The sequence below is a fragment of the Rheinheimera lutimaris genome (genome assembly GCF_013283795.1).
Taxonomy (GTDB): Bacteria; Pseudomonadota; Gammaproteobacteria; order Enterobacterales; family Alteromonadaceae; genus Alishewanella; species Alishewanella lutimaris.
The window spans coordinates 300,835-325,124 of sequence record NZ_JABSOD010000001.1; the positions used below are offsets into that span (position 1 = coordinate 300,835).

General features: G+C 49.3%; 26 protein-coding genes. 7 read left to right on the forward strand and 19 right to left on the reverse strand.

The genetic code is table 11. The annotated features are described in order from the left end of the window. Nucleotides 1-49: 49 nt before the first annotated feature. Nucleotides 50-1,420 (forward strand): GAF domain-containing sensor histidine kinase, encoded by a 1,371-nt coding sequence (locus tag HRH59_RS01325; protein WP_173499461.1) that lies wholly within the window; start codon nt 50-52, stop codon nt 1,418-1,420. Here HRH59_RS01325 and HRH59_RS01330 read toward each other — a convergent pair. Beyond that, on the reverse strand, nt 1,410-2,666 hold the full coding sequence (locus HRH59_RS01330) for an ABC transporter permease (protein WP_173499462.1): 1,257 nt from the start codon (nt 2,664-2,666) through the stop codon (nt 1,410-1,412). The genes HRH59_RS01325 and HRH59_RS01330 overlap by 11 nt on opposite strands. Further along, nucleotides 2,660-3,352 (reverse strand): ABC transporter ATP-binding protein, encoded by a 693-nt coding sequence (locus tag HRH59_RS01335; RefSeq protein WP_173499463.1) that lies wholly within the window; start codon nt 3,350-3,352, stop codon nt 2,660-2,662. Before HRH59_RS01335 ends, HRH59_RS01330 begins: the two co-directional genes overlap by 7 nt. A gap of 71 nt (nt 3,353-3,423) precedes the next feature. Between HRH59_RS01335 and HRH59_RS01340 the strand changes: the two genes are divergently transcribed. Then, on the forward strand, nt 3,424-3,969 hold the full coding sequence (locus HRH59_RS01340; RefSeq protein WP_173499464.1) for a DUF3299 domain-containing protein: 546 nt from the start codon (nt 3,424-3,426) through the stop codon (nt 3,967-3,969). A gap of 40 nt (nt 3,970-4,009) precedes the next feature. Here HRH59_RS01340 and HRH59_RS01345 read toward each other — a convergent pair whose 3' ends face one another. Beyond that, nucleotides 4,010-4,621, reverse strand: a complete 612-nt coding sequence (locus HRH59_RS01345; protein WP_173499465.1) for a ZrgA family zinc uptake protein — start codon at nt 4,619-4,621, stop codon at nt 4,010-4,012. A gap of 126 nt (nt 4,622-4,747) precedes the next feature. Between HRH59_RS01345 and HRH59_RS01350 the strand changes: the two genes are divergently transcribed. The 3 genes from HRH59_RS01350 to HRH59_RS19520 are packed head-to-tail and all read left to right on the forward strand — an operon-like array spanning nt 4,748 to nt 9,059. After that, nucleotides 4,748-6,277 (forward strand): cryptochrome/photolyase family protein, encoded by a 1,530-nt coding sequence (locus HRH59_RS01350; protein WP_173499466.1) that lies wholly within the window; start codon nt 4,748-4,750, stop codon nt 6,275-6,277. After that, nucleotides 6,274-7,551 (forward strand): DASH family cryptochrome, encoded by a 1,278-nt coding sequence (locus HRH59_RS01355; protein WP_173499467.1) that lies wholly within the window; start codon nt 6,274-6,276, stop codon nt 7,549-7,551. Before HRH59_RS01350 ends, HRH59_RS01355 begins: the two co-directional genes overlap by 4 nt. Then, a complete protein-coding gene (locus HRH59_RS19520; protein ID WP_173499468.1) occupies nt 7,548-9,059 on the forward strand; it encodes an FAD-binding domain-containing protein in 1,512 nt (503 codons plus the stop codon). Before HRH59_RS01355 ends, HRH59_RS19520 begins: the two co-directional genes overlap by 4 nt. Here HRH59_RS19520 and HRH59_RS01365 read toward each other — a convergent pair whose 3' ends face one another. Both HRH59_RS01365 and glnB read right to left on the reverse strand, forming a co-directional pair. Further along, nucleotides 9,060-9,995 carry a M28 family peptidase gene (locus HRH59_RS01365; RefSeq protein ID WP_173499469.1) on the reverse strand — a complete coding sequence of 312 codons (936 nt, stop codon included), beginning with the start codon at nt 9,993-9,995 and terminating at the stop codon, nt 9,060-9,062. Then, nucleotides 9,979-10,317 (reverse strand): nitrogen regulatory protein P-II, encoded by a 339-nt coding sequence (gene glnB / locus HRH59_RS01370; protein WP_173499470.1) that lies wholly within the window; start codon nt 10,315-10,317, stop codon nt 9,979-9,981. Before glnB ends, HRH59_RS01365 begins: the two co-directional genes overlap by 17 nt. A 149-nt stretch (nt 10,318-10,466) precedes the next feature. Between glnB and nadE the strand changes: the two genes are divergently transcribed. Both nadE and HRH59_RS01380 read left to right on the forward strand, forming a co-directional pair. Continuing rightward, nucleotides 10,467-11,294, forward strand: coding sequence for an ammonia-dependent NAD(+) synthetase (gene nadE / locus HRH59_RS01375; protein WP_173499471.1), 828 nt, complete (start codon nt 10,467-10,469; stop codon nt 11,292-11,294). A gap of 97 nt (nt 11,295-11,391) precedes the next feature. Next, nucleotides 11,392-11,898 carry a GspH/FimT family pseudopilin gene (locus tag HRH59_RS01380; protein WP_173499472.1) on the forward strand — a complete coding sequence of 169 codons (507 nt, stop codon included), beginning with the start codon at nt 11,392-11,394 and terminating at the stop codon, nt 11,896-11,898. Here HRH59_RS01380 and HRH59_RS01385 read toward each other — a convergent pair whose 3' ends face one another. The 14 genes from HRH59_RS01385 to ispH all read right to left on the reverse strand — a co-directional run bounded on the left by HRH59_RS01385 (nt 11,899) and on the right by ispH (nt 24,287). Beyond that, the gene (locus HRH59_RS01385; RefSeq protein ID WP_173499473.1) at nt 11,899-12,303 is read right to left on the reverse strand and encodes a type IV pilin protein; all 405 of its coding nucleotides are present in this window, start codon (nt 12,301-12,303) and stop codon (nt 11,899-11,901) included. It lies immediately after the preceding gene. Then, nucleotides 12,304-13,365 (reverse strand): pilus assembly protein, encoded by a 1,062-nt coding sequence (locus tag HRH59_RS01390; RefSeq protein ID WP_173499474.1) that lies wholly within the window; start codon nt 13,363-13,365, stop codon nt 12,304-12,306. Nucleotides 13,366-13,372: 7 nt separating this feature from the next. Further along, complete coding sequence (locus HRH59_RS01395; protein ID WP_173499475.1) at nt 13,373-13,738, reverse strand: type II secretion system protein; 366 nt, start codon at nt 13,736-13,738, stop codon at nt 13,373-13,375. Nucleotides 13,739-13,747: 9 nt separating this feature from the next. Continuing rightward, complete coding sequence (locus tag HRH59_RS01400; protein WP_173499476.1) at nt 13,748-14,701, reverse strand: PilW family protein; 954 nt, start codon at nt 14,699-14,701, stop codon at nt 13,748-13,750. Nucleotides 14,702-14,703: 2 nt separating this feature from the next. Continuing rightward, the gene (pilV, locus tag HRH59_RS01405; RefSeq protein WP_173499477.1) at nt 14,704-15,180 is read right to left on the reverse strand and encodes a type IV pilus modification protein PilV; all 477 of its coding nucleotides are present in this window, start codon (nt 15,178-15,180) and stop codon (nt 14,704-14,706) included. A 77-nt stretch (nt 15,181-15,257) separates the two neighbouring features. Further along, a complete protein-coding gene (locus tag HRH59_RS01410; protein WP_173499478.1) occupies nt 15,258-15,683 on the reverse strand; it encodes a type IV pilin protein in 426 nt (141 codons plus the stop codon). Continuing rightward, complete coding sequence (locus HRH59_RS01415) at nt 15,680-18,913, reverse strand: pilus assembly protein (protein WP_173499479.1); 3,234 nt, start codon at nt 18,911-18,913, stop codon at nt 15,680-15,682. Before HRH59_RS01415 ends, HRH59_RS01410 begins: the two co-directional genes overlap by 4 nt. Nucleotides 18,914-18,931: 18 nt before the next feature. Next, entirely contained in the window at nt 18,932-19,441 is a 510-nt protein-coding gene (locus tag HRH59_RS01420; RefSeq protein ID WP_173499480.1) for a pilus assembly PilX family protein, read from the reverse strand. A gap of 4 nt (nt 19,442-19,445) precedes the next feature. Further along, nucleotides 19,446-20,378, reverse strand: coding sequence for a PilW family protein (locus tag HRH59_RS01425; protein WP_173499481.1), 933 nt, complete (start codon nt 20,376-20,378; stop codon nt 19,446-19,448). Further along, the gene (pilV, locus tag HRH59_RS01430; RefSeq protein WP_173499482.1) at nt 20,375-20,782 is read right to left on the reverse strand and encodes a type IV pilus modification protein PilV; all 408 of its coding nucleotides are present in this window, start codon (nt 20,780-20,782) and stop codon (nt 20,375-20,377) included. Before pilV (HRH59_RS01430) ends, HRH59_RS01425 begins: the two co-directional genes overlap by 4 nt. Before the next feature lie 8 nt (nt 20,783-20,790). After that, on the reverse strand, nt 20,791-21,357 hold the full coding sequence (locus HRH59_RS01435; protein WP_173499483.1) for a GspH/FimT family pseudopilin: 567 nt from the start codon (nt 21,355-21,357) through the stop codon (nt 20,791-20,793). Nucleotides 21,358-21,522: 165 nt separating this feature from the next. After that, the gene (locus tag HRH59_RS01440; protein WP_173499484.1) at nt 21,523-22,230 is read right to left on the reverse strand and encodes a LytR/AlgR family response regulator transcription factor; all 708 of its coding nucleotides are present in this window, start codon (nt 22,228-22,230) and stop codon (nt 21,523-21,525) included. After that, nucleotides 22,230-23,264, reverse strand: a complete 1,035-nt coding sequence (locus tag HRH59_RS01445; RefSeq protein WP_173499485.1) for a sensor histidine kinase — start codon at nt 23,262-23,264, stop codon at nt 22,230-22,232. The genes HRH59_RS01440 and HRH59_RS01445 overlap by 1 nt, the downstream gene beginning before the upstream one ends. A 93-nt stretch (nt 23,265-23,357) precedes the next feature. Next, a complete protein-coding gene (gene ispH, locus HRH59_RS01450) occupies nt 23,358-24,287 on the reverse strand; it encodes a 4-hydroxy-3-methylbut-2-enyl diphosphate reductase (RefSeq protein WP_173499486.1) in 930 nt (309 codons plus the stop codon). Nucleotides 24,288-24,290 lie beyond the last annotated feature (3 nt).

Here is a 24,290-nt window from a genome sequence, read left to right on the forward strand (position 1 = left end):
AGGAGAATCTGTACTGAATCTGAGCTAATACGGAGCGTTGTTTGCCCTTATGCATACCAAACTACAGCATATTTTGTCTCAAATCAGTCTGAACCCTGATATCGACAAAGGCGACCTGGCCGCCAGCAACCGCCTTATTTTACAAGGCATTACCAGTGGGCTTAACACTGACCGTGCCAGTGTTTGGTTAATGTCGTCTGACAAACAACATATGCATTGCGCTTATTTACTCGACTGCGACACACATTTTGCACAGCCGGATATCAGCTTGTCACGGCAAGATTTCCCGCACTATTTCACGGCGTTGGATCAGCAGCGTAATATCGTCGCGCACGATGCTCACACCCACCCTCAAACCAGCGAGTTTTCTGCGCCTTATCTTACCCCATTGAAAATCTGTTCAATGCTCGATACCCCTATCCGTCATCATGGTGTGATGGTGGGTATTATCTGCATTGAGCACCGCCAGCCAAAGCAATGGCAAACCGACGAGATAGTATTTGCCGGCTTTCTTGCCGACATTTATGGCCGCGCACTCAGCGCTTCAGAGCGTATGCGTTATCAGTCTGAACTGGAGCAGCTGAACAGCGGTCTGGAACAAATTATCAGTCAGCGTACTCAGGAGCTGACACAATCGCTGGAACAGCTGCAACACACACAACGGCGCTTAATTGAAGTAGAGAAAATGGCCAGCCTCGGGCGCTTGGTGGCGGGTATTGCGCATGAAATAAATACCCCGCTGGGTGTCGCAGTAACGGCAAACAGCCATGCTGAAACCACGTTATTAGCCCTGGAAAAGCTGTTTCAGGCCGGCCAGCTTACCCGGCAACAATTCAGCCAAAGCGGCGCGACGATAAAAAGCAGCATTGCCATGGTAAACACCAACCTGCAGCGCGCTGTTGACCTGGTAAACAGCTTTAAACAAACCGCCGCAGCTGGCGCCGGCCAGCACCCGGAGCCACTGCAGCTTGACCGGTTTGTGCCTAAGGTGCTGTCCAGTGTTGAATCCTTATTAAAACAACATCAGGTTGAAGTTCAACTGCAACTACCACCGAAATTTACCATACACAGCTTCGCCAGTCCGTTGGCAACTATCCTGACACGGTTGATTGAGAATGCCTGTTTGCATGCCTTTAATACACAGAGCAAGCGCCAGATACAGATCCGCGCCAGTAAGAACGCTTACAGCTGGCAGTTAGAAGTCGCTGACAACGGCAGAGGCATGACGGAAGATGAACTGAGCCGTGCCTTCGAACCGTTCTTTACCACTCAGCGTAACCTGGGCGCCAAAGGCCTTGGGTTAACACTGGTGTTTAATCTGGTATCACACCTGCTGCAAGGTGAAGTTAGCCTGCGTAACACTGACACAGGCTGCATTGTCACCTTAAACTGCCCGCTGGCAATTGATACTACAACCTGACCGTTAAACCATCGGCCAGGGCTTTGCGATACGCCAGTATACCCGGTAGTGTAGCCAGCAACGCCGATAATAATAGAATGCCGCCGGCCCAGTATAAGGTATTCAATTTAATAATGTTCAGACTGATAAACAAACCAAAATCTGCCGCCAACCTGTCTTGCAGCAAATACAAACTCAGCAGTAATAACGCAGCGGCCGATAACATCGACAACAGTGTTACCAACAAGACTTCAACTTGAATTAACACAAACAGGTACCAGGGATGTGCCCCGGCGGCACGTAAAATGGCCATCTCACGCTGCCGTTCTTTCATCGACGCCAGCAGCGTCGTGATCATGCCCACCAATGCTGCCAGCAATACCAGTAAGCTAATCAGTAACAGCAGGTTTTCGACCATGCTGAGCATTTGCCACAGCTCCGCCAACGCCACACCGGGTAAAATAGCCGACAACGGTTCGTTCTTAAACTCGTTAATTTGTCGCTGCAGGGTAAAGGTTGCCATCCGGGATTTCAGCCCCAGCATAAAGGCCGTAATGGATTTAGGCGTTAAATCCATTGCCAGTACCTGTTCGCTGCTAAGCTGCCGGCCGGGCATCGGTGCCCCCTGCTGCCAATCGAGATGAATAGCTTCTATGGCTTCCAAACTGACATGAACTGTTTGATCTACCGGCGTACCGGTCGCGGCCAAAATACCCACCACGGTGAAAGGTTTGTCTTTGTGCTGACTAAAACTGACGGCGCCGACACCGTGGGATAACTCAATTTGCTCTCCCAATTTATAACCCAGCTTAAGCGCAACTTCAGCACCTAACACCGTATCAAATACCTGTGCAAATGGTTCGCCTTGTGCCAGCACCAGGGGTTGGCTATTGGCATAACGGTAGTGCTTAAAATAGTCACTGTTGGTGCCCATTACCCGATAACCACGGTGCGAGTCGCCCAGCGATATCGGAATAGCCCAGTCTATTTGCGGATGTTTAATAATGCGTTGATACGTCGGCCAACTGATATTAGCGGTAGCATTACCGATGCGAAACACTGAGTACAGCAGCAAGTTCAATTGCCCTGAGCGGGCACCGACAATTAAATCGGTACCCGACACCGTACTGGTAAAGCTGCTTTTGGCTTCAGTACGCAAGTGATCTATGCCAAGTAATAACGCAATACTAATGGTTAAGGATAGCCAGGTCATCAGCACTGTACCGCGGCGGTTCCATAAACTTAATCGCGCCAGTTTCATCAGCATGGCTGTACTCCTTTGGCTAACTGCTGCATATCCAGCTGAGTATGAAAATACTGTGTCAGGCTTTGGTCGTGGCTGACAAAAATAACGCTGCAGCCATTAGCATCAGCCTCAGCCAACATCACCCGCATAAAAGCATCACGGTTGTCACTGTCCAGCGCTGAGGTTGGCTCATCGGCAATCAGTAAAACAGGTTTAGGCAACAAAGCACGCGCAATCGCCACCCGCTGTTGTTGCCCTACGCTAAGCTGGTTGGCGGCTTTATGCCACAGCTCTGCATTTAGCCCCAGCCGCTGTAGCAGAGTTTTCGCGCGGTTTAGCGCAGCAGCTTTATTTTGACCGGCAAAATGGCTGCTAAGCAGGGTGTTGTCCAATACCGACAAATAGGGAATAAGGTTAAGCTGTTGAAACACAACACCAATATGCTTTGCCCGCAAACTATCGCGCGCGCTGCTGCTTAACTTATGCAGCGGCTGACCATTAATGTACAACTCGCCACTTACCGGCCGGGTGATACCGCAAAGTAAATTTAATAACGTCGTTTTACCGCTGCCTGAAGCACCACGGACAAATAAATGCTGACCACAGTGCAATGTCAGTTCAGGCAGGTTTAATTGCCAGCCACCGCGTTGATAAAAAAATTGCAGCTGTTTGAGCTCAATAGCAGGAATTTTCGGCTTGTCTGTCACAGGCGCCCTCAGTGTCATGTTATGATATCGGCGTTTTTTGCCATTATGCCAACTTAGGGAGGCGAGCTCCAATGCTACGGACGTTATCTGTTGCGTTATACCTGACACTGGTCGCATGTTTTGCTGCCGGGCTTAGTGCAAGTGAAGTTAAGACCATTGAATGGACTGACTTAATGCCGGAAGAAGATTTAAAACTGCTTGAGCAGATGCCTGAGGTGCAGCACGATTACAGCCAACCATCGCCGTTTGATGATGACTATAAAGGCGATGATCCGGCAGCTCAGCAATGGCAGCAAATTATGAACTCTGCCAAAGTGGTAGAAAAATATAATAATACCAAGGTGCGGGTGCCGGGCTTTGTTGTACCGCTGGAGTTTGATAGTGAGCAAAATGTCACCAGCTTCTTTTTAGTACCTTATTTCGGCGCTTGTATTCACGTACCGCCGCCGCCGCCTAACCAAATGATCTTCGTTAACGGTGCCAAAGGCCTGAAAGCCGATATGATTTACTCACCGTTTTGGATCAGCGGCACTTTAACTACCGATGTGATGACACATGATTTAGGCCAGGCGGCATACAGCCTGAAAGTAGATAAAATCGAAGAATATACCTATTAGTTACACGGCAGCTCTGGCTGCCGTGTTCGTTTCAAGCCGTTTAAAAACGTACGGTACTGCTGCTTAATGCCGCTTGGGACGCACCTTGCCGGCCATTTATAATCCACTGAATATCCATGTGTTCAAGTGCCGGCACCAAGCTGAAGATACTTAGCTGCAGTTCATCCAACCGTGCCGGTCGTTGACATAACAGTTGGTAATTGGCATAAAAATCGGCATGACCTTTATTGGCCTGCGGCTCAGTGAGATCGGTACTGGCTTCTGCCATCACCAACTCACAGTTGGCGTCGGTGTTAAAACTAAACCACTGCGCCTGATTAAACACCTCTATTGCCGCCGCCACCTCCTGCTTTTGTTCCGGCGTACGGGGCTTGTGTTCAAAACCGACGATACTTTGTGCGGCTGATTGAAACGCCAATTGCATTTCGTTGCCTTCCAGCACCAGAGTTAACACCGCATGGCCGTGCACATGGGCACCCAACGCCGGCATATCATCATCGTCGTGATCATGTTCATCCTGATGGTCATGGTCATGGTCATGCTGATGTTTCTGCTCAACTGCCGCCTGCGCATGCTCTGCCTGTTGTGCTGTCACCACAGCAGTGTTTAAGCCGGCAGCGATCAGCATGCAGGCCAATAAAGATAACTTCATAGTGTAAAGTCCTTCATCCTGTTATTTATGTGACAACATAACACAAAGCAGTTTCTGTCTGCTACGGTCTGATCGCCGCAGCACTGCTCAGCGTAAAGCCAATATTATGAAAAAATCACGATTTCTATGGCTAAGCTTATTGTTATTTTGGGCGATCAACTCAGCCCTGCCCTTGCCGCCTTACGTCAGGCAAGCACCGACGATGTGATCCTGCTGGCAGAGGTTGGCCGTGAGGCAAGCTATGTAGCACATCATAAACACAAAATTATACTTATTTTCAGTGCTATGCGTCATTTTTCGGCAGTACTGCAGCAACAGGGCTTGCAAGTGTGCTACCTGCGTTTTACTGAACACTCTGGCATAGAGACCATGACAGATGCTGTGAGTTATGCACTGCAGCAATATCCGACACTTGATGGCATTACCGTTACCCACTGTGGTGAATTCCGCTTGCAGCAAGAAATAAACAGCTGGCAACAACAGTTTTCTCTGCCGCTGAGTATTTTGGACGATGATCGGTTTATTTGCGATACGCCGCGTTTTGCGGCCTGGGCGAAAGATAAAAAGCAGTTGCGCATGGAGTACTTCTACCGCGATATGCGCCGCTATACCGGCTTACTGATGCAAGGCGATACACCTGAAGGCGGCAAATGGAATTATGACGCGGAGAACCGTAAAGCCTGCCCGGCTGATTTAGCGCAAATTCCGCCACTGCAGTTTGCGCCTGATGCCATAACAGCTGAAGTTATCACCCTGGTTGAACAGTATTTCCCTGACAACATGGGCAGTGGCGATAACTTTTGCTATGCGGTAACAGGCAAAGATGCGCGGCGGGCTTTTTTGCACTTTGTGCAACAGCAGTTGCCGGTGTTTGGTGACTATCAGGACGCTATGCTGCTGAACCAACCGTTTTTATTTCACAGCTTATGTTCCATGTATTTAAACTGTGGCTTGTTAGACGTGCGCTGGATGTGTAACAAAGTACAGCAGGCTTATCAGCAGGGGTTGGTGCCGCTTAACGCGGCTGAAGGTTTTATCCGTCAGCTTATCGGTTGGCGCGAATATGTCCGCGGCCTGTATTGGTTATTAATGCCGGACTACAAGCAACGCAATAGCTTGCAGGCAAAACGGGCGCTGCCGGGGTTTTACTGGCACGGGAAAACACAAATGCGCTGCATGCAGCAAGCTGTGCAACACACCATAGAACATGCTTACTCGCATCATATTCAACGTTTAATGATCACCGGCAATTTCGCGCTGTTAGCCGGTTTATCGGTTGAGCAGGTCACAGATTGGTATCTGGCGGTTTATGCTGATGCCTATGAATGGGTAGAGCTGCCTAACACCCTTGGCATGGCGCTGTTTGCCGATGGCGGCGTATTGGCCTCTAAACCCTACGCCGCCAGCGGTGCTTATATTAACCGTATGAGTAACTACTGCAAAAACTGCGCTTACAATGTTAAACATACCACCGAAGCGGATGCCTGCCCGTTCAATGCACTGTATTGGGATTTCCTTAACCGTAACCAACAACAACTGGCGGCCAATCCCAGGTTAGCATTGCCGTTTGCTAACTGGTATAAGCGCAGCGACAGTGATAAAGCCGCTATATTGGCAAAAGCTGCCGACACACTACAGCAACTGGAGCAGCTATGAGTGTCAGTTTAATTTTGTTAAATGATACCCTGAGGCTGCATGACAATCCGTTACTTCATGCCGCCAGCGGCCGCAAAGCTGCTGTAGTTATATTAAATAAAGCGGCTTTTTTCGGCCGCCAATATGGTTTGGCACGCGCAAACCTGCAGCGATTACAGCAACAGCTGGCACTGATCAACGAGCTGAAAGCCGCATTGGCATCACAACAAATTGGCCTGATAACCTTGTTTGGTAACACCGTGGATTGCATCAGCCAACTAACCGTGCAGCTACAGGCAACAGCATTATATTGTGCGGAGCCGGTAGCGGCCGATGAATGCCGTGCCATACAGCAACTGGCCGGGCAACTTAAGGTTATACAGCTTGACTGCAACTCATTGCTGGGCGACAGATTGCGGCCGGACCTGCACGACTTACCGCACAGCTTTACGCCATTTCGTAAACAACGCGAACCGCTGCTGGCGGTAAGTGAACCGCTAACCAGTTTACTAAACGCGGCTGACTGGCTCAGTCCCGCTGCGACAGAACCCTGCAACAGGGTATTTGCTGCTCTGTTGCAGCAATATCAACCGCTGCCACAAAGCGCCCCGGTCGGGGAGTCGGCAGCATTGGCCAGGCTTGAGTATTTTATCTGGCAGGGCCGGCATATTTTGCATTACAAAGACACCCGCAATCAGCTGCTTGGCTCTGACTATGCCAGCTTTTTCTCTGCTTACCTTGCAAAAGGCAGCATATCGGTGCGTTGGTTGTGGCAGCAAATTGCCGCTTTTGAAACTCAGGTCGCTGCTAATGAGTCTACTTACTGGCTTAAGTTTGAATTACTGTGGCGGGAGTTTTTCCGCTGGCAGTTTCGAAAACATGGCGCCCGCTGGTTTAGCAAAGGTGCTGTTAAAGGTGATGTTGATTTTACTGCGCCCCGTTTGAACTGCACGCAGCACGCTGCTTTTAAGCGCTGGTGCCATGGCGACACCGGCGTGGCGTTTATTGATGCCAATATGCGTTTGCTGAACCAAAGCGGCTTAATGAGCAATCGCGGCCGGCAAAATGCCGCCAGTTATTTAATCCATGATCTCGGCATAGATTGGCGTTTAGGTGCCGCTTATTTTGAACAGCGCCTGCTGGACTATGACTGCGCCAGCAACTGGGGAAACTGGGCCTATATTGCCGGCACCGGCAACAGTGGCGAGCGACAGTTTAACGTACAAAAGCAGGCGCAACACTATGACCCGGACGGTGCCTTTAGCCGAAGAATGCTGCAGGCTGCGCAGCCGTGACAGCATTAGTGTGGTTTAAACGCGACTTGCGCATTGACGACCATATGCCGCTGCTGCAGGCTGCCAAAACAGGTGCCGTGCTGCCGCTATACATTATTGAGCCGGATTACTGGCAGCAAAGCGATGTATCACTGCGCCACTGGCAGTTTATTGCTCCTGCCCTTGAGCAGTTAAATCAGCAGCTCACCGCTTTGGGCCAGCCGCTACTGGTGATAAAAGGCCCGGCCACGGCGGTGCTGCGCCAACTGTGCCGGCAATTTTCCATCTGCGCCGTATACAGCCACGAGGAAACCGGCAACCTGTGGACCTATCAGCGCGATTTGGCCGTTAAGCGCTTGCTGCATGAGCTGAATATCCCATGGCAGCAATACCGTCAGTTTGCCATATTCCGCAAATTAGCCGACCGTGATAATTGGTTTAACCTGGCGGATAACTGGCTGAAATCTGCCCCGGCGCCCCCTGTTACGCGGCTGCCTTTTATTGCCGCCGCCCGGTGGCAGTTATCTGAACTTGCACCACAGCGTAAAACAGACTTACCGCTATGTACTACAATGCAAAGCCCCTGCGAAGCTAAACAAACCTTCGACAGCTTTTTGCAGGTTCGCTGCACTGACTATCGCCGGCATATTTCACTGCCGGCAAAAGCGGTTCACAGTTGCTCGCGACTCAGCCCTTATATCAGCTATGGGCAGCTTAGCCTGCGCCGGTTGCAACAACAGACATTTCTGGCGCAAAAGCAAAGCACCCCGGCATACAAACAGCAGGGCTTACAGGCATTTTTCAGTCGCTTACGCTGGCATTGTCACTTTATGCAAAAACTGGAGGATGAGCCGGCAGTCGAATTTTTTAATATGCACCGCGGTTTTGATGGCTTACGCGAATATGATTTTAACCCTGCGCTGTTTCAGGCATGGCAACGCGGCCATACCGGTTATCCGCTGATTGACGCCGCTATGCGCAGTTTACTCGCCACCGGCTGGCTGCATTTTCGCGCCCGCGCTATGTTAATCGCCTTTGCCAGCTACCATCTGTGGCTGCATTGGCGGCCGTTGGCGTTGCATTTGGCACAGTGTTTTGTCGACTATGAGCCCGGCATTCACTATCCACAAATTCAGATGCAAGCCGGTACCACCGGCATAAACCCCAACCGCATGTATAACCCGGTAAAGCAAAGTCAGCAAAAAGATGCAGACGGCCGGTTTATCAGGCAATGGTTGCCAGAGCTGCGCCAGGTGCCCGACAGCTGGCTGCATACGCCCTGGTTGATGCCGGCAGCGCTGCAACAACGTTACGGTTGCATACTGGAGCGCGATTATCCGGCGCCGATAGTCGATTTGCAGCAGGCGCAACAACAGGCCAGAGCAAAGCTGAGCCTGTGGTTAAAACAACATGATAAACTGCACTGGCAGCTGCAGAAACAAGCGGTATTTGTGCACCATGCCAGCCGTAAACGTCCGGTGGCAGCAAAGGCAGTTATACATCGTGACCAGCTGAGCTTTAACTGGTGATCAGGGCTTAACCGGCTGAAGATTTTGTGGTGGCTGCTGCTCCAGCCACTGCAGTGTTTGCCGGATTGCCTGCATTGCCATAGCAAGAAACTGCGGTTCGATACGCTGCCAGGTGTCATCCGGGGTGTGATAATGCGGATGTTCCTGACCACCGAAAAACAAATACGGAATACCGGCGCGATAAAACGGACCGTGATCGCTGGCATTAGGCCACTCATAGCGCGGGTTGTTACGCGCCATACGGCCGGGGCCGCGATGATGTAAAAACTGCAATTTGCTGAAGTTTGCCTCTAACTTCGCTATCAGCGCCGGATAGCGTCTGGCACCGGTCAGGTATAAGCGTCCACGCCGATCGGCGCGACTAATCATATCTAAATTAAGATTCAGCACGATGCTTTCCAGTGGCACCGGCGGTGCAGCAATAAAAGCTTTGCTGCCGTGCAAGCCGTCTTCCTCAGCATCAGTCGCCAGGAAAATATAGGAGTACGCAGGACAGGCTACGTTTAACCCGGCAGCCAGTTCAAGCATGGCGGCGACACCGGAAGCGTTATCATCCGCGCCATGGAATATTGTCCGGCCCTGTTTTCCCAGGTGATCATAGTGCGCCGTTATCACGATATACTGCGCCGGATACGTGCAACCCCGACGCCAGCCCAGGACATTGATACCGGTTTTTTCCGGCCAGCGGGAATAAGTAAACTCTTGTTGATATATGTTGCGTGTATCGTAGTCAAAGCCGGCTAATTGCAATTGAGCAAAACGTGCAGCAATAAACTGCCTCGCCAGCTCTGCGCCGACGCTACCGGTTTTACGGCCTTGCATCTGTGCCGTACTTAACTGCTGAATATCGCTCAAGACATCTGCTTTAGATATTGCACTGTAATGCAGACAAGACAACACAAACAGCAAAATCGGAAGATTAAATTGCCTCCTCATCTTCTTCGCCGGTACGGATACGGATCACCCGCTCTACTTCAAACACAAAAATCTTACCATCACCGATACGGCCGGTTTGTGCCGTTTTCATAATGGCCTCAACACAGCGCTCTACCTGCTCATCCGGTACGACAATTTCCAATTTAACTTTAGGTAAAAAATCCACCATATACTCGGCACCACGATACAGCTCAGTGTGGCCCTTTTGCCGGCCAAAACCTTTTACTTCTGTGACGGTCATGCCGGTAATACTGATATCCGCTAACGCTTCACGTACATCATCTAACTTAAAAGGTTTAATAATGGCTTCAATTTTTTTCATTGTAGTTTCCGTCTGTTAAGCAGCAGTGTTACCGGCAGTATAATACAAGCCAGTATGCTGTTCAGCAGTTAATCGATAAGAATCACTTGATCTGCCAAGGGTAAAGCGCGGTAAGATAGTATGATATTTTCAGCAGAGGCCACCCTACTATGAATGCAGCCGGAATAATCAAAGAAATGCGGGTACTCCCGCAAATAGACGCGGAATTTGAGATCCGCCGCCGGGTCGACTTTATTAAGCAGCGCCTGAGCGCATCCGGTATGAAAACCCTGGTGCTGGGTATCAGTGGCGGCATCGACTCCACCACCTGCGGACGCCTGGCCCAACTGGCGGTAGACGAGCTTAACCAAAGCGGCAGTGGTTATCAGTTTATTGCGGTACGGCTACCTTATGCCACGCAAAAAGATGAAGCCGAAGCCCAAATGGCGGTAGATTTTATTCAGCCAACTAAGGCTTTATCTGTCAATGTACAACCCGGTGCCGATGCCATTCATCAGGCCACCTGGAGCGCGATGGCAGCACAAGAGCTGGCCAGCGCCACCGATGTGCAGGCAGATTTCGCCAAAGGCAATGTAAAAGCCCGTACACGGATGGTTATTCAGTATCATATTGCGGCCTTGCTGGGTGGTTTAGTGTTGGGCACAGATCATTCCGCCGAAAATATCACCGGTTTTTACACCAAATGGGGCGATGGCGCCTGTGATTTAGCTCCGCTGTTTGGCTTAAGCAAACGCCAGGTGCGGTTAGTCGGCAAAACGCTGGGCGCACCTGATTTACTGGTGGGTAAAACTCCTACGGCAGATCTGGAATGTATGGCACCGCAAAAAGCAGATGAAGCAGCGCTGGGGCTAACCTATGAGCAAATAGATGATTTCCTCGAAGGTAAAACAGTTACTACAGATGTCAGCGATAAATTAATTGCCATTTATCAAAAAACCCAACATAAACGCCAGCCTATCCCTACTATTTACGACTAACACGGATGCGGCATTAAGCATTTAATGTCGCATTAATTTTACATTTTTTCATCAATAACTATACTTTTAGCATTGCTTATTTTGCTAAGAGACGGTTATGCCACAACCACCGCGGCAAGGCTTTAGCCTGATTGAATTGCTGGTCACCCTGGCTGTACTCACTATACTTATCAGCACCGCTATGCCGGCGCTGGCAGAATTTATTGACCGGCAACGCGCCAGCGCTTACCTGCGTCAGTTTAGCCAGCATCTGGCCTATGCCCGTGTTGCAGCTACCAGCAGCAATTTGCCGGTACAGCTGTGTCCATATGAAGAAGGAGAATGTACAACAGACTGGCAGCGTTTACCGCTACAACTGAATTTACTTTATCCGACTCCCGGCGAAAAGAAGTTACTACGCGAAATAGCGCCGGTTTACGCCGCACACAGCTTAAGCTACAACCGCAGCGCAGTTACCTTCCGGCGTGACGGCAGTTTAAATGGCTTTGAAAACGGTACTTTTTATTATTGTCCTCAGGCCAGATACCACTGGCACTACCGCATGACACTTAATCAGGCTGGCCGTGGTCGTTTATTGCAAATAGACCAGCCTTGTCCGGTTTGACTACTGCCAACACATCAAGCTTTGCGGCTCGTCAATATTTCGTTGGCCCAAGTGGTTTAATGAAAAAAGCCGGCAATCATTATCAGCCAACTGCAACTGTTGTGCCCGGGCTTTTGCGGTATACGCCTGAGCGCCATCGCTAAGCTCCACTTGCAACCGGTAGCGTTGTGTCGTTGTAAACTCATTCAGACCAAGCACTGTTAAATCTGCGCTGTAGCTGCCGTAATCGGCCAAATATTGCTCTTGAGCATTCGCCAGTTGTAACAAGGATTGCGTGGCTTCAACCCGATAACTACGCAGCACATACTGATGATATGACGGATAACACAGCGCAGCCAAAATTCCGATTATTGCAATGGAAACTAATAGCTCAATTAAACTGAATCCGCGTGATGCAGTACGCATTTAATGTGCCTCCTGCTCAACGCTATAGGTTGCCAGTCGTTTAAGCTTCGGAAATTCAGCTGCGTCAAGAGGCTTAATGCAACTGCCGCAGTCTTCGGCAACCTGCACTAACTCACTAAGCAGCGTGTGCTGCTCCTGCTCTGACTGTATAACCAGCTCTAATCCGTTTTCAGTGGCCTGTATCAACACCTGTTGCCCCTGTAACGGACGCAAAGACTGTCGCCGCCATGTATACACGGCACCACCATGGTGTAAATGCAGAGCATAAAGTGATAATTCGGCATCCGCCGGTACAGTGCAATCCGCAGCAACGGTATCGGCTGCAGTAATATATACCACTCCACCGTACACCTTAGGCAAAACGGTAATTTGCCCGCTTAAACGAATATACCAGCCTGGGCCTGACTGCATTTGCTGCCACAGCGCTTGGCTGATACCGTTATTCAGTTCATCAATACTTAAATCCGTGCGCTGATATAGCTCTGCAGGCTGCAGTACTGAGGTATTTTGCAATCTATGCTTCAACATAATTAAGCTGTCGCCACCGCCGGGATGGCTGATAATCAACAATAAAGCCCTGTGCAAACTGCGACCAGCGCCGGAAACAGACATGGTTTGCACCACTTGCAGTGGTTGGCGAAACTCGCCTTGCATACTGCTAAGGTCAGCCAATAACTGTGGTGTCGCAAACCCTGCAGCGGTCAAAGGTACATACCAAACCAAACCGGCTATATCAACCACATACACAGCATCAGCAATACCGTCATAATTGCTGTCCAAAAAAACAGGTTGCGCCAGCACCGGGCTGATACGGCTGCTTGCTGTAGGCCAGGCGTTCAACTCAGCCAACAAAGCCTGATTATCAGCGCGGTGTAGTTGCAATACCCCCTCCGCCTGCGGCTGTGCAAGTGCAGCATTATTAATTAACAGTATCTGCCGTGGCGGTGCCTCTGCAATACCCGGCAACAAGCCGCTAACCGGTGAAGGGTGGTTTAGATCGCAAGCCAAGCCAAGTCTGCTACATACACCCAGCAACGCGATTAGCAATATTCTTAACAGCATAAGTCCCTCATTCCGGCAGCAGTTGCTGTTTCAACAATAAACTGCTGTAAGCAGCATAAAAATGCCGGTTAGCAGAATAACTCTCGCTATCAAGCTGTAACAACTCACACTGAAGTGTTCCGTCTGACCAGGCCGCATATTGCGCAGGGCAAACCGACATAACTTGCCCATTTAAATTTGCTGTATCCGCGGCAGCTTGCAGCATTGTCATATGCTGTTGTAATGCAGCCTGACCCAATACCAGCTGTTGCTGCCCAGCCACAGATGTCTTGTGACTCAGCTGAGTCACCAATAGCATCGCGGCGACTAACAGACTCATCACCAGCAAAAAAACCAAAGAGATAATCATTACCATACCGCGCTGCCTGCTCATCACCGCCTCCTATAACGTCGCATTGTGAAAAAACAAAGTGCTGCTTATTAACATGCGCCGATAATGATCGCCCGGCGCAACAAAACGCTCGTCTCCAAGCTGATATTCATTGTCGTTTTGATATTCAGGATCTGCTAAGCGACTACGCAGTAAAACGTGATAGGTCAAGCTGACGATACGGCTGCCTTTGTCTTGCCATAAAGCCAACGGAACTCGCGCAGTAGCCAGTTGATAATCGAGACGACCATCAAGGTCAGAGTCAAAACCGAATTCAAAATGCATCCGCTCAACACCATCCAGCACAGCATCGGTACTGATTGTTGCGCGCCCCGCGGCATTGCGTGTCAGACGTTTTCGCATCAGTACCGGTAAGCTGCTGTTATCTGTTCGCTGACTTTGCAGATAAAAAACCACATGCTGATAGGGAAAATAGTAGTGATCATCACTTAAACCTGCACTGGCAACGTCAACGAAGCGGCCGTGTTGCCAGCTCGTTTCCAGGTAAAAGCGATTTTGTCTTAACTCTGCCACCGACGTCTGCCGGCCAATCAGCCGCTTCAGTTGCAACAATTCAGAATCTGCTATTGCTGTCGGAATGCAGTTTAATTGTCTGCCGGCAGTGATTTTTTGTGCGTACAAGCTGATGAACTCAATGCCGGGTTGAGGAAAACTGCCGCTATCAATGCTGTCATGGAGACAATCCGGCTCAGGCGCAGCCGGGCTGATTGCCGTCGCCAGCTGCTCAAAAGACGTTAAACCGCCCCAAAATGCCGTATTACCTAATTCATTTTGCATCAAACTCATCAGAAATTGGGCGTTTTGCTGTAACTCAGATAACTGCTGAGTTTGGCGTACAGAGCGGCTTAAACCGGAAAACGCCGTAAGCGCTATTGTCATTAAAAACAACGTTAACAACATTGCGATCAGTAGCTCACTTAAAGTAAAGCCGCGCAGCCTGGTCATTGTTATCTCCAGCGGCTTTGCAACGTGAAACCACTGCGGCCGACACCCGGAGAACATTCGGCAAAGCCCGGATCTGCTGCAGAGCGCTGCTGCCAACTTATCTCTAATAACAATGCTGCCCCCTCCGCTTCAGTGCACAATACCGGCTTTGATAAACCACTTTTGGTTTGCCACCACTGGTTTAATTGCCCCTGCGCCAATTGCTGTGCAGAGCAAAGGTGCTCTGGCCCACACGGTGGCACCGGTGCGATTTCAGTTGCAGAGGTTATTTGACCGGAAACCAACTCTGCAAGAGCAGAATTAGCCTGTACATGACTTAACAACGCATGGCTAAACGCGACAGCATGAGTACGCTGCGTGGCATCGTTAACCTGACGCAAGGCAAGAGTTTGTGCCGCCAACACCCCCAACAGGCCCACTTTGAGCACTAATAAAGTAACAAGAACTTCTACTAAACTAAAGCCATATTGTAACCGCATATCCATATGCCCGGCAGGTTGAAGTTAACCTTAAAGTTACATCATGAATAAAAAAGATCAAATTTATTTCATATTAATTACCAACAACGCCGCACATCAGCTATAGCAACACCGCCGTTTGCACCTTTACGACCAGCTTGATCCAGCGTTAGTGTGCCGCAGCCGTCTTGCTGAATCGTGGTAGGAACGGCTTGTAAAGTATAGGTGCGCTGGCCTAAAGCTGCATTAACAGAGCTGAACTGGTACCGTGCCGCCAGTTCATTAGCACATTGTAACTGCGGCAGAGCAAAGCCATCCGGATTATAGCGCATGTTCTGCGTATAGTTACGCTCCATAAACTGTGATAACTCCAGCAAACAACCGGTTGCTGCAGCGCGGTTTGACTGATGCACATAATCGCGATAGCCGGGTACAGCAACGGATAACAAAATGCCGATTATGGCTATTGCAATCACTAACTCAACCAAAGTGAAACCTGCCTGTTTCTTCAAATTAGATATCATTGATTTATTACCTCGCGCCAGGACAAACGTCCACGTCGTATTTGCAAGTTCGCAGGATCCTTATTTAGCCCCACATTTGAACTACCTGACAACATTTCGTCGCCAACAAACAGCGGCTCGCCCGGCATACCCTGGAATTTCACACCACTGGCTGCAATACCACCCGGCAATTCGTCTTTTTCCTGGAATTTTCTATCACGTGATAAATCAAAAAAGTTGTAGTTAAGCCGGCTACCGGCAAAAGGGTCGACAGCCATAATCCAACCATCCCCCTGTGGATTACATAAGTCTGAATCCGGAATTATGGTATTCATTACCAGGTTTGTTCCCACCAAACGAGGCTTGGATGTAATTCGCTCGCGAGTGTCAATCAAGTCCATCACCCAGCCGCGTTTGCCGGCTAAATCATTTACTGCGGCTACCGGAACACTGCGACCTTCCCGTACTTCGGCTGAATCCGGATTGGTATAGTCCACATTGCTCATCACCCGCTCTACCAGTTGCGCTCTGGAACCGATCTGACTGCCATCCATTAAGCCGTACCAGCTTTGTGTATCGGAATTAACACTGTCACCGCTTTCCAAAAACTTACCTGTACCAAAAAACACCCATAACTGACCGGTTTCAGGATGAGTCGTCAATGTTACCCCACCGGTAACAGGTTGAGCCTTACCGGCTTTGTCTTTAGCGGTAAACAACGGCTCGCCACCATTGGCGACGGCCCAAAAATCGGCACTACCGGCGGAAAGATCAAACTTCCAGATATTACCGTTTAAATCACCGGCAAACATCCAATCAGTGTTGCCATTACCGTTTCGGTCATACCCTTCCAGTTGCCCCATGCCCGCCGATGTGTCGGGCGTTTCCAGGGTTATCGGCGCAACTGTAGCGCCATTTTCGATATCAATAATCAAGATACCGTTTTTTCCGGTACCATTGTTATAGCCATAAGGTAATACAGCAGACCAAGTGTCGTTATTCAAACGGGTAATAACCGGTTTTGCCAGCATTACACCCACTTGAGGAATAGTCAGATCCCACAGCAGTTTTACATCTTCAGGATCAGTGACGTCCAGTGCAAATACACTGTTACCGCCCCGGCCTAAAGTACTGACTAATACCGATCGCCAGGAGCCGTTAATATATACGTCCTGCACTGTAGGAGAACCATCAACAAAAAACTTATGTTGATAATTCAGGTCAGACAAACTGGCCAATTTAGCATCACCAGTTAACAATTGCTGCGGGATATAAGCGAAGGTTTCCTGTCCTTTTGTTACGCTTGTGGCGTCAGCATTAAAGCCATGCAACATGCCATCGTTGGCGCCGACATAAACCGTTGGTGCTCTGCTACTACCCGCACTGATATACGCAGCATAACTGCTTGCACCGCTCCAGCTATGGCGTTGATAATTACGATTTTGCGGTGCGCCGACATAGACCGGCGAAGAGTGCGCAATATCACCCAACAAGGTTTTTCTTTCTCTGAATACACCGGCAGGGCGATCCAACGTCTTCTCTTTGCTGCTATCCCCTTTTAAATAATTCACTATATCTTCGCTTTTCAGTGCTGTCTGTTCACTCGCATTTAAATTATTCCAATTAAATGCGAATGCTTCGTTATCACGGCTGGTATATATATTCCGGTCCCCCCACGCAGGAAAGTTAGCCGACCATTGTACAGCCAAGGTGGCAACATCACGGCTAACCAATTCGCCACTCCAGGTGCCGCTGTTAAAGGATGCCTGAAACACGCTGTTATCTTCCAGCAAAGAAGTGGTAGTCGCTGCCAGGTTAGATGCCGAGGCTGCGCGGCCCATAATAGCGTTTAGTGCTTCAATAAGTTGATTACTAAAAGTTGTCGGATCTTTGGCACTGAAAAAGCCACCGTCACTATTAATACTGGCATGCATTAAATCATCAATTTTCTTTAAGGTAGAATCAGGGTCTACAGTTGGGTCCACCCAGCGAATATCATTAATTTTCCACCCTTTCACCTGTTCCGGCGTTAACTTACCGTCGACGCCAAGCCCGACACCAAAAGTGACCATATGTTGCCAATCCGGTTGCCCCTCTTTAGGCTTGGGCACGTCATTTTTCAGGGGATGTAAGTCTGTTTTCCAGTAATAGTGAGCAACATCTGCCAAAGTGTCAGAAGTACCATCACCATCTGAATCTCCTACAGAAGGTGTACCACCGTTCCAGGCACCATCTGTCATCAAAATAGAGAAATTTTGCCGGCAACTGACCAATTCGTTACCGTCGATTGCCGGGTTAATACGATAAGGCTCGTCTGTTTTAAAATAATCACCGGCTGCTTTTAAGGTTAAACGCAGCGGTGTTCCGCCGGAAGCCGTTTTACCGTACAACCAGTTAAAAAAATTACTTCTGTCGGTACCACTAAACCCGCGCACGCCACGAACAATTTTATTTGTGGTATTTAACGCGCCGTATCCGACACGGACATCATCTTCAAGGGTGTTAAAAGCAGTTCCGATGCCCGAGCGGGAAAGCAATAAGCGACTGCGATAAAAAGAATACCAATTCGCAAACCTTTGTTTCTCTGCAGCTGTTTGATTATTCACAGAAACATAAACATAACACTTATTTTGCTTGTCATCTGCAGCGCAGGAGTCTTTATCTGCTTCTGACGGCTGGTAATTATAATAGAATGCACCACGGTCAAATGACAAAGTGCCGCTTTCGACGATTGAACTAAATGTATTGTTCAGCCGATGATAACCGACCCGAAAGTTGTTCGATAAATTCCGCGCATTGGTTTGGCTGAAACCATCCTGCCATGCTGATATATATGTCGGGGCAACCAGAGTATCACTGGTGCCGTTACCTACAGAAGGCGGATCATACTTCGTTGACGGGTTAAAGTAGGCCTTATTGACATGAGAAGAGTAGTACCAGCGATTGGTAACATGCTCACCGGAGCGGTAATAATCCCCCCAATCACGGCACTCTCCGTTTGCCCTGAAACGTACACAGTCCCTTACTTCAGGTGCCTCATATGCATAATGCAGTGCATCCGGCATAAATTCAAAATTCATTGAGCCGGAGTCATCGATTAAAAACATGATGTTGGACGGCACGTCATTGCCGGTTTGCAGCGGCACCTGGGGTATCGTTAAATCTGCCGATGCCATACCTGACGCAACACCAAAACTGACAGCAGACAAGGCTACCAGCAACCTGGAAAACTTACGTTTAACATTTAACATGTTGTGACTCCAGAGCGCTTACAAACGCCAAATAGATTGCATGACAACCTGAGGCCGGTCATTCGCCGGTACAGCCCGTGCAGTAATACGAAACGTCGGTGACAAACAATCGGGTTCTATAGTAGTGAAATTGGCACAATCAGGTGATGCCGGAGAGGGCCAATCACCCATATATTCAATAATATATTGTGCAGGTGCTGCCATATCCTGGTTAATAACCGGTGCATCTGCCCAGACTGTAGCCGCATTGGCCCAGCGATCGACATTACCGGCTACCGGCAAACCATAAAAACCGGTAATAGTACCGGCAGAAGTAGCCGGGTTGGGCAGTAACCCGGTAAGCACCTGCTCTGCGGCACGCAGCGCAGCTTCAATTTGTTGCACAGCTAACTGCCGCTCGTACAGGTTCGCTGTCATACGCTCTTGTAACGTCGACCTTTGCATACTGGATATGGTTAAAAGCGTAATAGCGAGTAACAATAACAGGCTTACTATCAGCGCCACTCCCTTTTGACTATTCATCTTCATCTAACTACCTCAACCTGTTGCGCACTGACGCCAGGAATTCTATAGTGCGTTGTTGTTGGCCCAGCTGAATATTTGGAAACGCTGCCGGGTCTAACACTATACTCACATTCACGGCAACTACATTAAGCATGTTAACGCCGGCACCGAATGCCACCGGTGCAAAGGGGCGATCACCTTCCTGATAAGCAAAATTGAGTGATTGCACGCCGGCAAGTACTTCTTCAGCCACAACCTGACCACCTACTAACGACTCCCGAAACAACGCATCCATAGTATTGTTTCGTAAGCTCGGTGCCACAAACCAACGTACAGACTCAAAACGCATCACCATAGAATCTGCCTGAAACACCTTGGGTCTGACATCGCTGCAAACAAAAGGTGAGCCCAGCCCTAAATCGGCGGAGCAATTTAACACTCCGGCTGCGGCAGCCGCATGATTTAACGTTGCAGCCCCGATAGCAGAAACCTGAAATATTGCACTTAGCGTGTCGTCACATATTAATGCGATATCTCCGGCATTAACTCCCGGAGCACTGTTAAGATTAAATACCGGTGGTGCATGCGCCGAAACAGTGCTACTTACACCTGTACCATACATTAGCCTGATAGACTCATTACCATCAGCATCAGCAGCAAAGCCCTCAACACCACCGCGCCAATTTGCCCACACCGGGGTTGCACCTGCAACTTCAATAACACTGACTACTCGTGGTGCGTTGTTACAACCGATAAAACCGGCGCTGCGAATATCCTGAGACATCAACTGAAATGTCAACCTGACACTATTTTGCAGATTAGACAGGTCGGTCGTTGTTCTGGCCGTGTTTTGGTTAGAAATGAATACCCCTATCACGCCGCCCAACAGCACTAAGGCAAGTGCCATTGCGATCATAACTTCGGTTAATGAAAAGCCGGCATTGCGGAATCTTATATTCACGGCCGTATCTCCATTACCACTACGGAATTAGCATCCAAGCGTTGATCCGACCAATCTATAGTGACAGTGTAAACACCGTTGTTCCACTCAACCACAGCACAGGTTTCTCCATCTGTCGCTTGTTTAACATCATCAAACCAGTCTTCTGTGCCCTCAAGAGGATTTTCACAGGTCATATCAAACAATCCGTCACGCGCAGCATCGGCATTAACCCGCATAACCTCAAATAAGGTCTCAGTTAACACTACCGCCATAGCACGCTCATGCGCAGTGTTTGTACTTCTTAAACTAACCGATTGCAGGCCAGCCACGCCGAGAATACCGATGGCCAATACCAGTACGGAGATCATTACCTCAAGCAAGGTAACGCCCTGCTGATTTTTAAAGTGCTTTATTATTCTCATACATGCTCCTAAGGAACCTGACAACCATTCAGCTCACGCGAAGTTACGTCTATCTGACCACCGGAACTAATACCTATATCCCGCACGTTATCACCTTCAGCGTTAGCCATGCACACCCTGATAGCCGATGTTAACGGTGCATTATTGTTGTTGCGGATCAAACCTTGAGGTAAAAACCTGATTTCACCGGCTGCTAAATTGATGGCGGCACCTGCCAATATCGTAATCTGCTCAGACTCCAGAACTCCGGATGTCACGACGCTACCGGCAACAATACCGGTATTAGGTCTGGGTTGCGCCTGACCAACCAACCAACCTTGCCAACCATCAGCAGAGGGTGCCGAACATGTAGTAGCATCTGCACTATGACAAAACAGTACTGCCTGATTGCGTTTAACTGCTTCAGCTTTCGCCAGATTCAAGCCTGCAACCAGGTGATTTACTTGCCCTGTCAGACGGTTATTCTGTACCAGCCCGGTAAAAGCCGGCACTGCAATCATCAGTACAATCAACAGAACTATGGTTGACACCATTAGCTCCAGCACCGTAAAGCCCTGTATATTTTTAGTTCTCATAATTATTCCGTGACTTGCAGTAACATTAAACCGCTTAACTTGCTCACGACCCCGGTAACAACGTCGCTAAAAAATGTTCCTAAGGTAAGATAAACAAAGCGGGTAGCTTGATGCAAGTTTGATCCGACCAGCGGCAGAATCGCCTGATAAAAGGTAAAAGATTAACTATTGCAGCAAACAATGTTTAATCGCCGCAATAGCTCTGCGACTTACTTCTAACTTTATAGCGTTTACCGTCAGCTCAATCCAATGCTTGCCGTGAGAAGTATAATAACGACCAAGATAATCTTTATTGATCAGAGTACTGCGATGCACCCGCACCAGTTGCTCCGGGAATTGTTGCTCTAATTGCACCAGGCTTTGCTCGATTAACGCTTCGCCTTGCGCAAACACCATACGCACATACTTATCTTCGGCGATAAAATAGTAGATTTGTTTCAGACTAAGCTGCCGTTTAATGCCAGCCTGCAGATAACATATTGTGGCATCTGTGGCTTGGCGTTCTGCATGTGCCCTGGTAGACAAACCTGCCTTTTGTAACGCTTGATGTAACCTGTCAAGCGACACCGGTTTTAGCAGATAGTCCACCGGACTGGCCCGATAGGCGTCGAGAGCATGCTGCGGATGCGCGGTAATAAAGATCACCGCCGGAGGTATTGGCAGGCTTAAAATATCACTGCCGAGACTTATGCCATCTTGTCCGGGCATGCCAATATCTAACAACACTAAATCCGGCTGTAGTTCCTGAATAAGTTGTTGTGCCTGCGCTGCGTTTCCGGCTTCAGCAATACACTGATAAGCTGGCAGCTGCGCTAGCAAACGCTGCAATCTTGACCTTGCCAACGGCTCATCATCGACTATCAGGATCCGCATCAGGTGCCACTCCCATTCCTGGGAATAACCAGCTTAACCCGGAACTGACCATCAACAGCGCTGTGTGATAATTGCGCTTTACTACCGTAATACAGTTGCAGGCGCTGACGAATATTATCTAAAGCAATACCATTGCCGGGCCGGCTTCCCGACCGAAGTTGAAACGGATTAACAATAACAATACTGACCGATTGATTGCTCTGGATAACTTCTAATTGCAACATTGCTGTATCGACGCAGCTTTCAATACCATGACGCACTGCATTTTCCAACAAAGGCTGAATGGTTAATGCCGGTATCTGAAGTTGCACCAAATTTTCCGGCACCAACCACTGTACATGCATTCGCTTACCCAAGCGCCATTGTTCCAGAGATAAATACTGCTTTGCCAGCGTGAGTTCATCCGCCAACCATACCGAACCGCCGGCGTGCAGCGCAGCACGAAATAAGGCGGATAAATCCAACAGTGCCTGCTCGGCCGCATCAGGTTCAACATGAATTAATTCCGCTGCGGTGTTGAGGCTGTTAAATAGAAAATGGGGTTGTATGCGGGCTTGCAACGCATTAAGTTCAGCTTTGATCTGCGCTTCGAGCTGGATATTGCGCTCGCTGTGCATAATAAAAAATTGCATAGCAATAACCGCTACTATAAGCGCCACCATCAGGTTGCCTGCTAAAAAAGATGGCAATGACTGATTAAATACACCTTGCCCCGGGGCAAGGGCGGCATAAGCCAAATAGCTGACCAGTGTTGTCAGCAGCAACAGAATGCCGCTGCAGCACAGTAAGATGTAAAGCGGAGCCAAACGGTTCAAATAGCGGCGCAGCAAACAAAATACTACGGTGGTTAACAGCGCCACCCAATGCACAAATAAGCTTATCAACCCCAGCCGCAACCAGGGTTCGTTGTGTATACCGGGAGAAAACGCCAACACTACAGCAACAGCCTGCGCCAACACCGCGCAGCGCAACAAGAAGCGGGTATTACATAAGTAAGGCAGTTGTAAGGCGGGTAAAGCCCATTGCAAGTGCATCAGTGCATCCAAACCGTTTTATGAACCGGCATAGTACACTGAGTGCTACAGAAAAGTTAAGTGCGGCCTGCTATGTAGCGAGCCTGATAAGCTTTATCGCAGCTCTGCCGGGATAGCAAACACCACGTTTTCTTCGCGGCCCGGGTTTTCACTTACCGTTTTACCACCCCATTGCTGCAGCTGCTTAACTACCTGCTGCACCAGTACTTCCGGCGCTGAAGCACCGGCGGTTACGCCTACCGCTTTTATGCCGTCCAGCCAGGCTTGCTGAATATCGTTGGCGGTATCAATTAAATAAGCGGTACAGCCCATTTTGTCAGCCAGTTCGCGTAAGCGGTTAGAATTACTGCTGTTTTTGGCACCTACCACCAGTAATAAATCGGCTTTAGCGGCTAAATCGCGCACGGCATCTTGGCGGTTCTGCGTGGCATAGCAAATGTCATCTTTGCGCGGGCCTTCAATATCCGGGAAACGCGCACGCAAGGCATCAATAACATCAGCGGTGTCATCCACAGACAAAGTCGTTTGACTACTGAAACACAGCTGCGCCGGATTTTTCACCGCAAGCGTCGCCACGTCTTCGGCCGATTCGACCAAATAAATGCCACCTTCAGGGTTATCATACTGGCCCATGGTGCCTTCAACTTCCGGATGGCCGGCGTGACCAATCAGAATACACTCTATGCCTTTACGGCTGGCGCGGGTGACTTCCATATGCACCTTGGTAACCAACGGACAGGTAGCATCAAACACTTTTAAGCCACGCTGTTTGGCATTTTCCCGCACAGCTTGAGAGACACCGTGAGCGCTGAAAATAACAATATTGCCGTCCGGCACTTCATTCAGCTCATCGACAAACACTGCACCACGACGGCGCAAGCCGTCTACGACAAACTTATTGTGCACCACTTCATGGCGCACATAAATCGGTGGCTCGTAAAGCTCCAGTGCCCGCTCGACAATACTGATGGCACGGTCTACGCCGGCACAAAAGCCACGTGGATTAGCTAATAAAATGTCCATAAC

Excerpts from the sequence above, each read along its gene's own strand:
- HRH59_RS01325 (WP_173499461.1), top strand. The coding sequence starts at position 50 with ATGCATACCAAACTACAGCATATTTTGTCTCAAATCAGTCTGAACCCT.
- HRH59_RS01330 (WP_173499462.1), bottom strand. The coding sequence starts at position 2,666 with ATGCTGATGAAACTGGCGCGATTAAGTTTATGGAACCGCCGCGGTACA.
- HRH59_RS01340 (WP_173499464.1), top strand. The coding sequence starts at position 3,424 with ATGCTACGGACGTTATCTGTTGCGTTATACCTGACACTGGTCGCATGT.
- HRH59_RS01345 (WP_173499465.1), bottom strand. The coding sequence starts at position 4,621 with ATGAAGTTATCTTTATTGGCCTGCATGCTGATCGCTGCCGGCTTAAAC.
- HRH59_RS01350 (WP_173499466.1), top strand. The coding sequence starts at position 4,748 with ATGGCTAAGCTTATTGTTATTTTGGGCGATCAACTCAGCCCTGCCCTT.
- HRH59_RS01355 (WP_173499467.1), top strand. The coding sequence starts at position 6,274 with ATGAGTGTCAGTTTAATTTTGTTAAATGATACCCTGAGGCTGCATGAC.
- HRH59_RS01365 (WP_173499469.1), bottom strand. The coding sequence starts at position 9,995 with ATGAGGAGGCAATTTAATCTTCCGATTTTGCTGTTTGTGTTGTCTTGT.
- glnB (WP_173499470.1), bottom strand. The coding sequence starts at position 10,317 with ATGAAAAAAATTGAAGCCATTATTAAACCTTTTAAGTTAGATGATGTA.
- nadE (WP_173499471.1), top strand. The coding sequence starts at position 10,467 with ATGAATGCAGCCGGAATAATCAAAGAAATGCGGGTACTCCCGCAAATA.
- HRH59_RS01380 (WP_173499472.1), top strand. The coding sequence starts at position 11,392 with ATGCCACAACCACCGCGGCAAGGCTTTAGCCTGATTGAATTGCTGGTC.
- HRH59_RS01385 (WP_173499473.1), bottom strand. The coding sequence starts at position 12,303 with ATGCGTACTGCATCACGCGGATTCAGTTTAATTGAGCTATTAGTTTCC.
- HRH59_RS01390 (WP_173499474.1), bottom strand. The coding sequence starts at position 13,365 with ATGCTGTTAAGAATATTGCTAATCGCGTTGCTGGGTGTATGTAGCAGA.
- HRH59_RS01395 (WP_173499475.1), bottom strand. The coding sequence starts at position 13,738 with ATGAGCAGGCAGCGCGGTATGGTAATGATTATCTCTTTGGTTTTTTTG.
- HRH59_RS01400 (WP_173499476.1), bottom strand. The coding sequence starts at position 14,701 with ATGACCAGGCTGCGCGGCTTTACTTTAAGTGAGCTACTGATCGCAATG.
- pilV (WP_173499477.1), bottom strand. The coding sequence starts at position 15,180 with ATGCGGTTACAATATGGCTTTAGTTTAGTAGAAGTTCTTGTTACTTTA.
- HRH59_RS01410 (WP_173499478.1), bottom strand. The coding sequence starts at position 15,683 with ATGATATCTAATTTGAAGAAACAGGCAGGTTTCACTTTGGTTGAGTTA.
- HRH59_RS01415 (WP_173499479.1), bottom strand. The coding sequence starts at position 18,913 with ATGTTAAATGTTAAACGTAAGTTTTCCAGGTTGCTGGTAGCCTTGTCT.
- HRH59_RS01420 (WP_173499480.1), bottom strand. The coding sequence starts at position 19,441 with ATGAAGATGAATAGTCAAAAGGGAGTGGCGCTGATAGTAAGCCTGTTA.
- pilV (WP_173499482.1), bottom strand. The coding sequence starts at position 20,782 with ATGAGAATAATAAAGCACTTTAAAAATCAGCAGGGCGTTACCTTGCTT.
- HRH59_RS01435 (WP_173499483.1), bottom strand. The coding sequence starts at position 21,357 with ATGAGAACTAAAAATATACAGGGCTTTACGGTGCTGGAGCTAATGGTG.
- HRH59_RS01440 (WP_173499484.1), bottom strand. The coding sequence starts at position 22,230 with ATGCGGATCCTGATAGTCGATGATGAGCCGTTGGCAAGGTCAAGATTG.
- HRH59_RS01445 (WP_173499485.1), bottom strand. The coding sequence starts at position 23,264 with ATGCACTTGCAATGGGCTTTACCCGCCTTACAACTGCCTTACTTATGT.
- ispH (WP_173499486.1), bottom strand. The coding sequence starts at position 24,287 with ATGGACATTTTATTAGCTAATCCACGTGGCTTTTGTGCCGGCGTAGAC.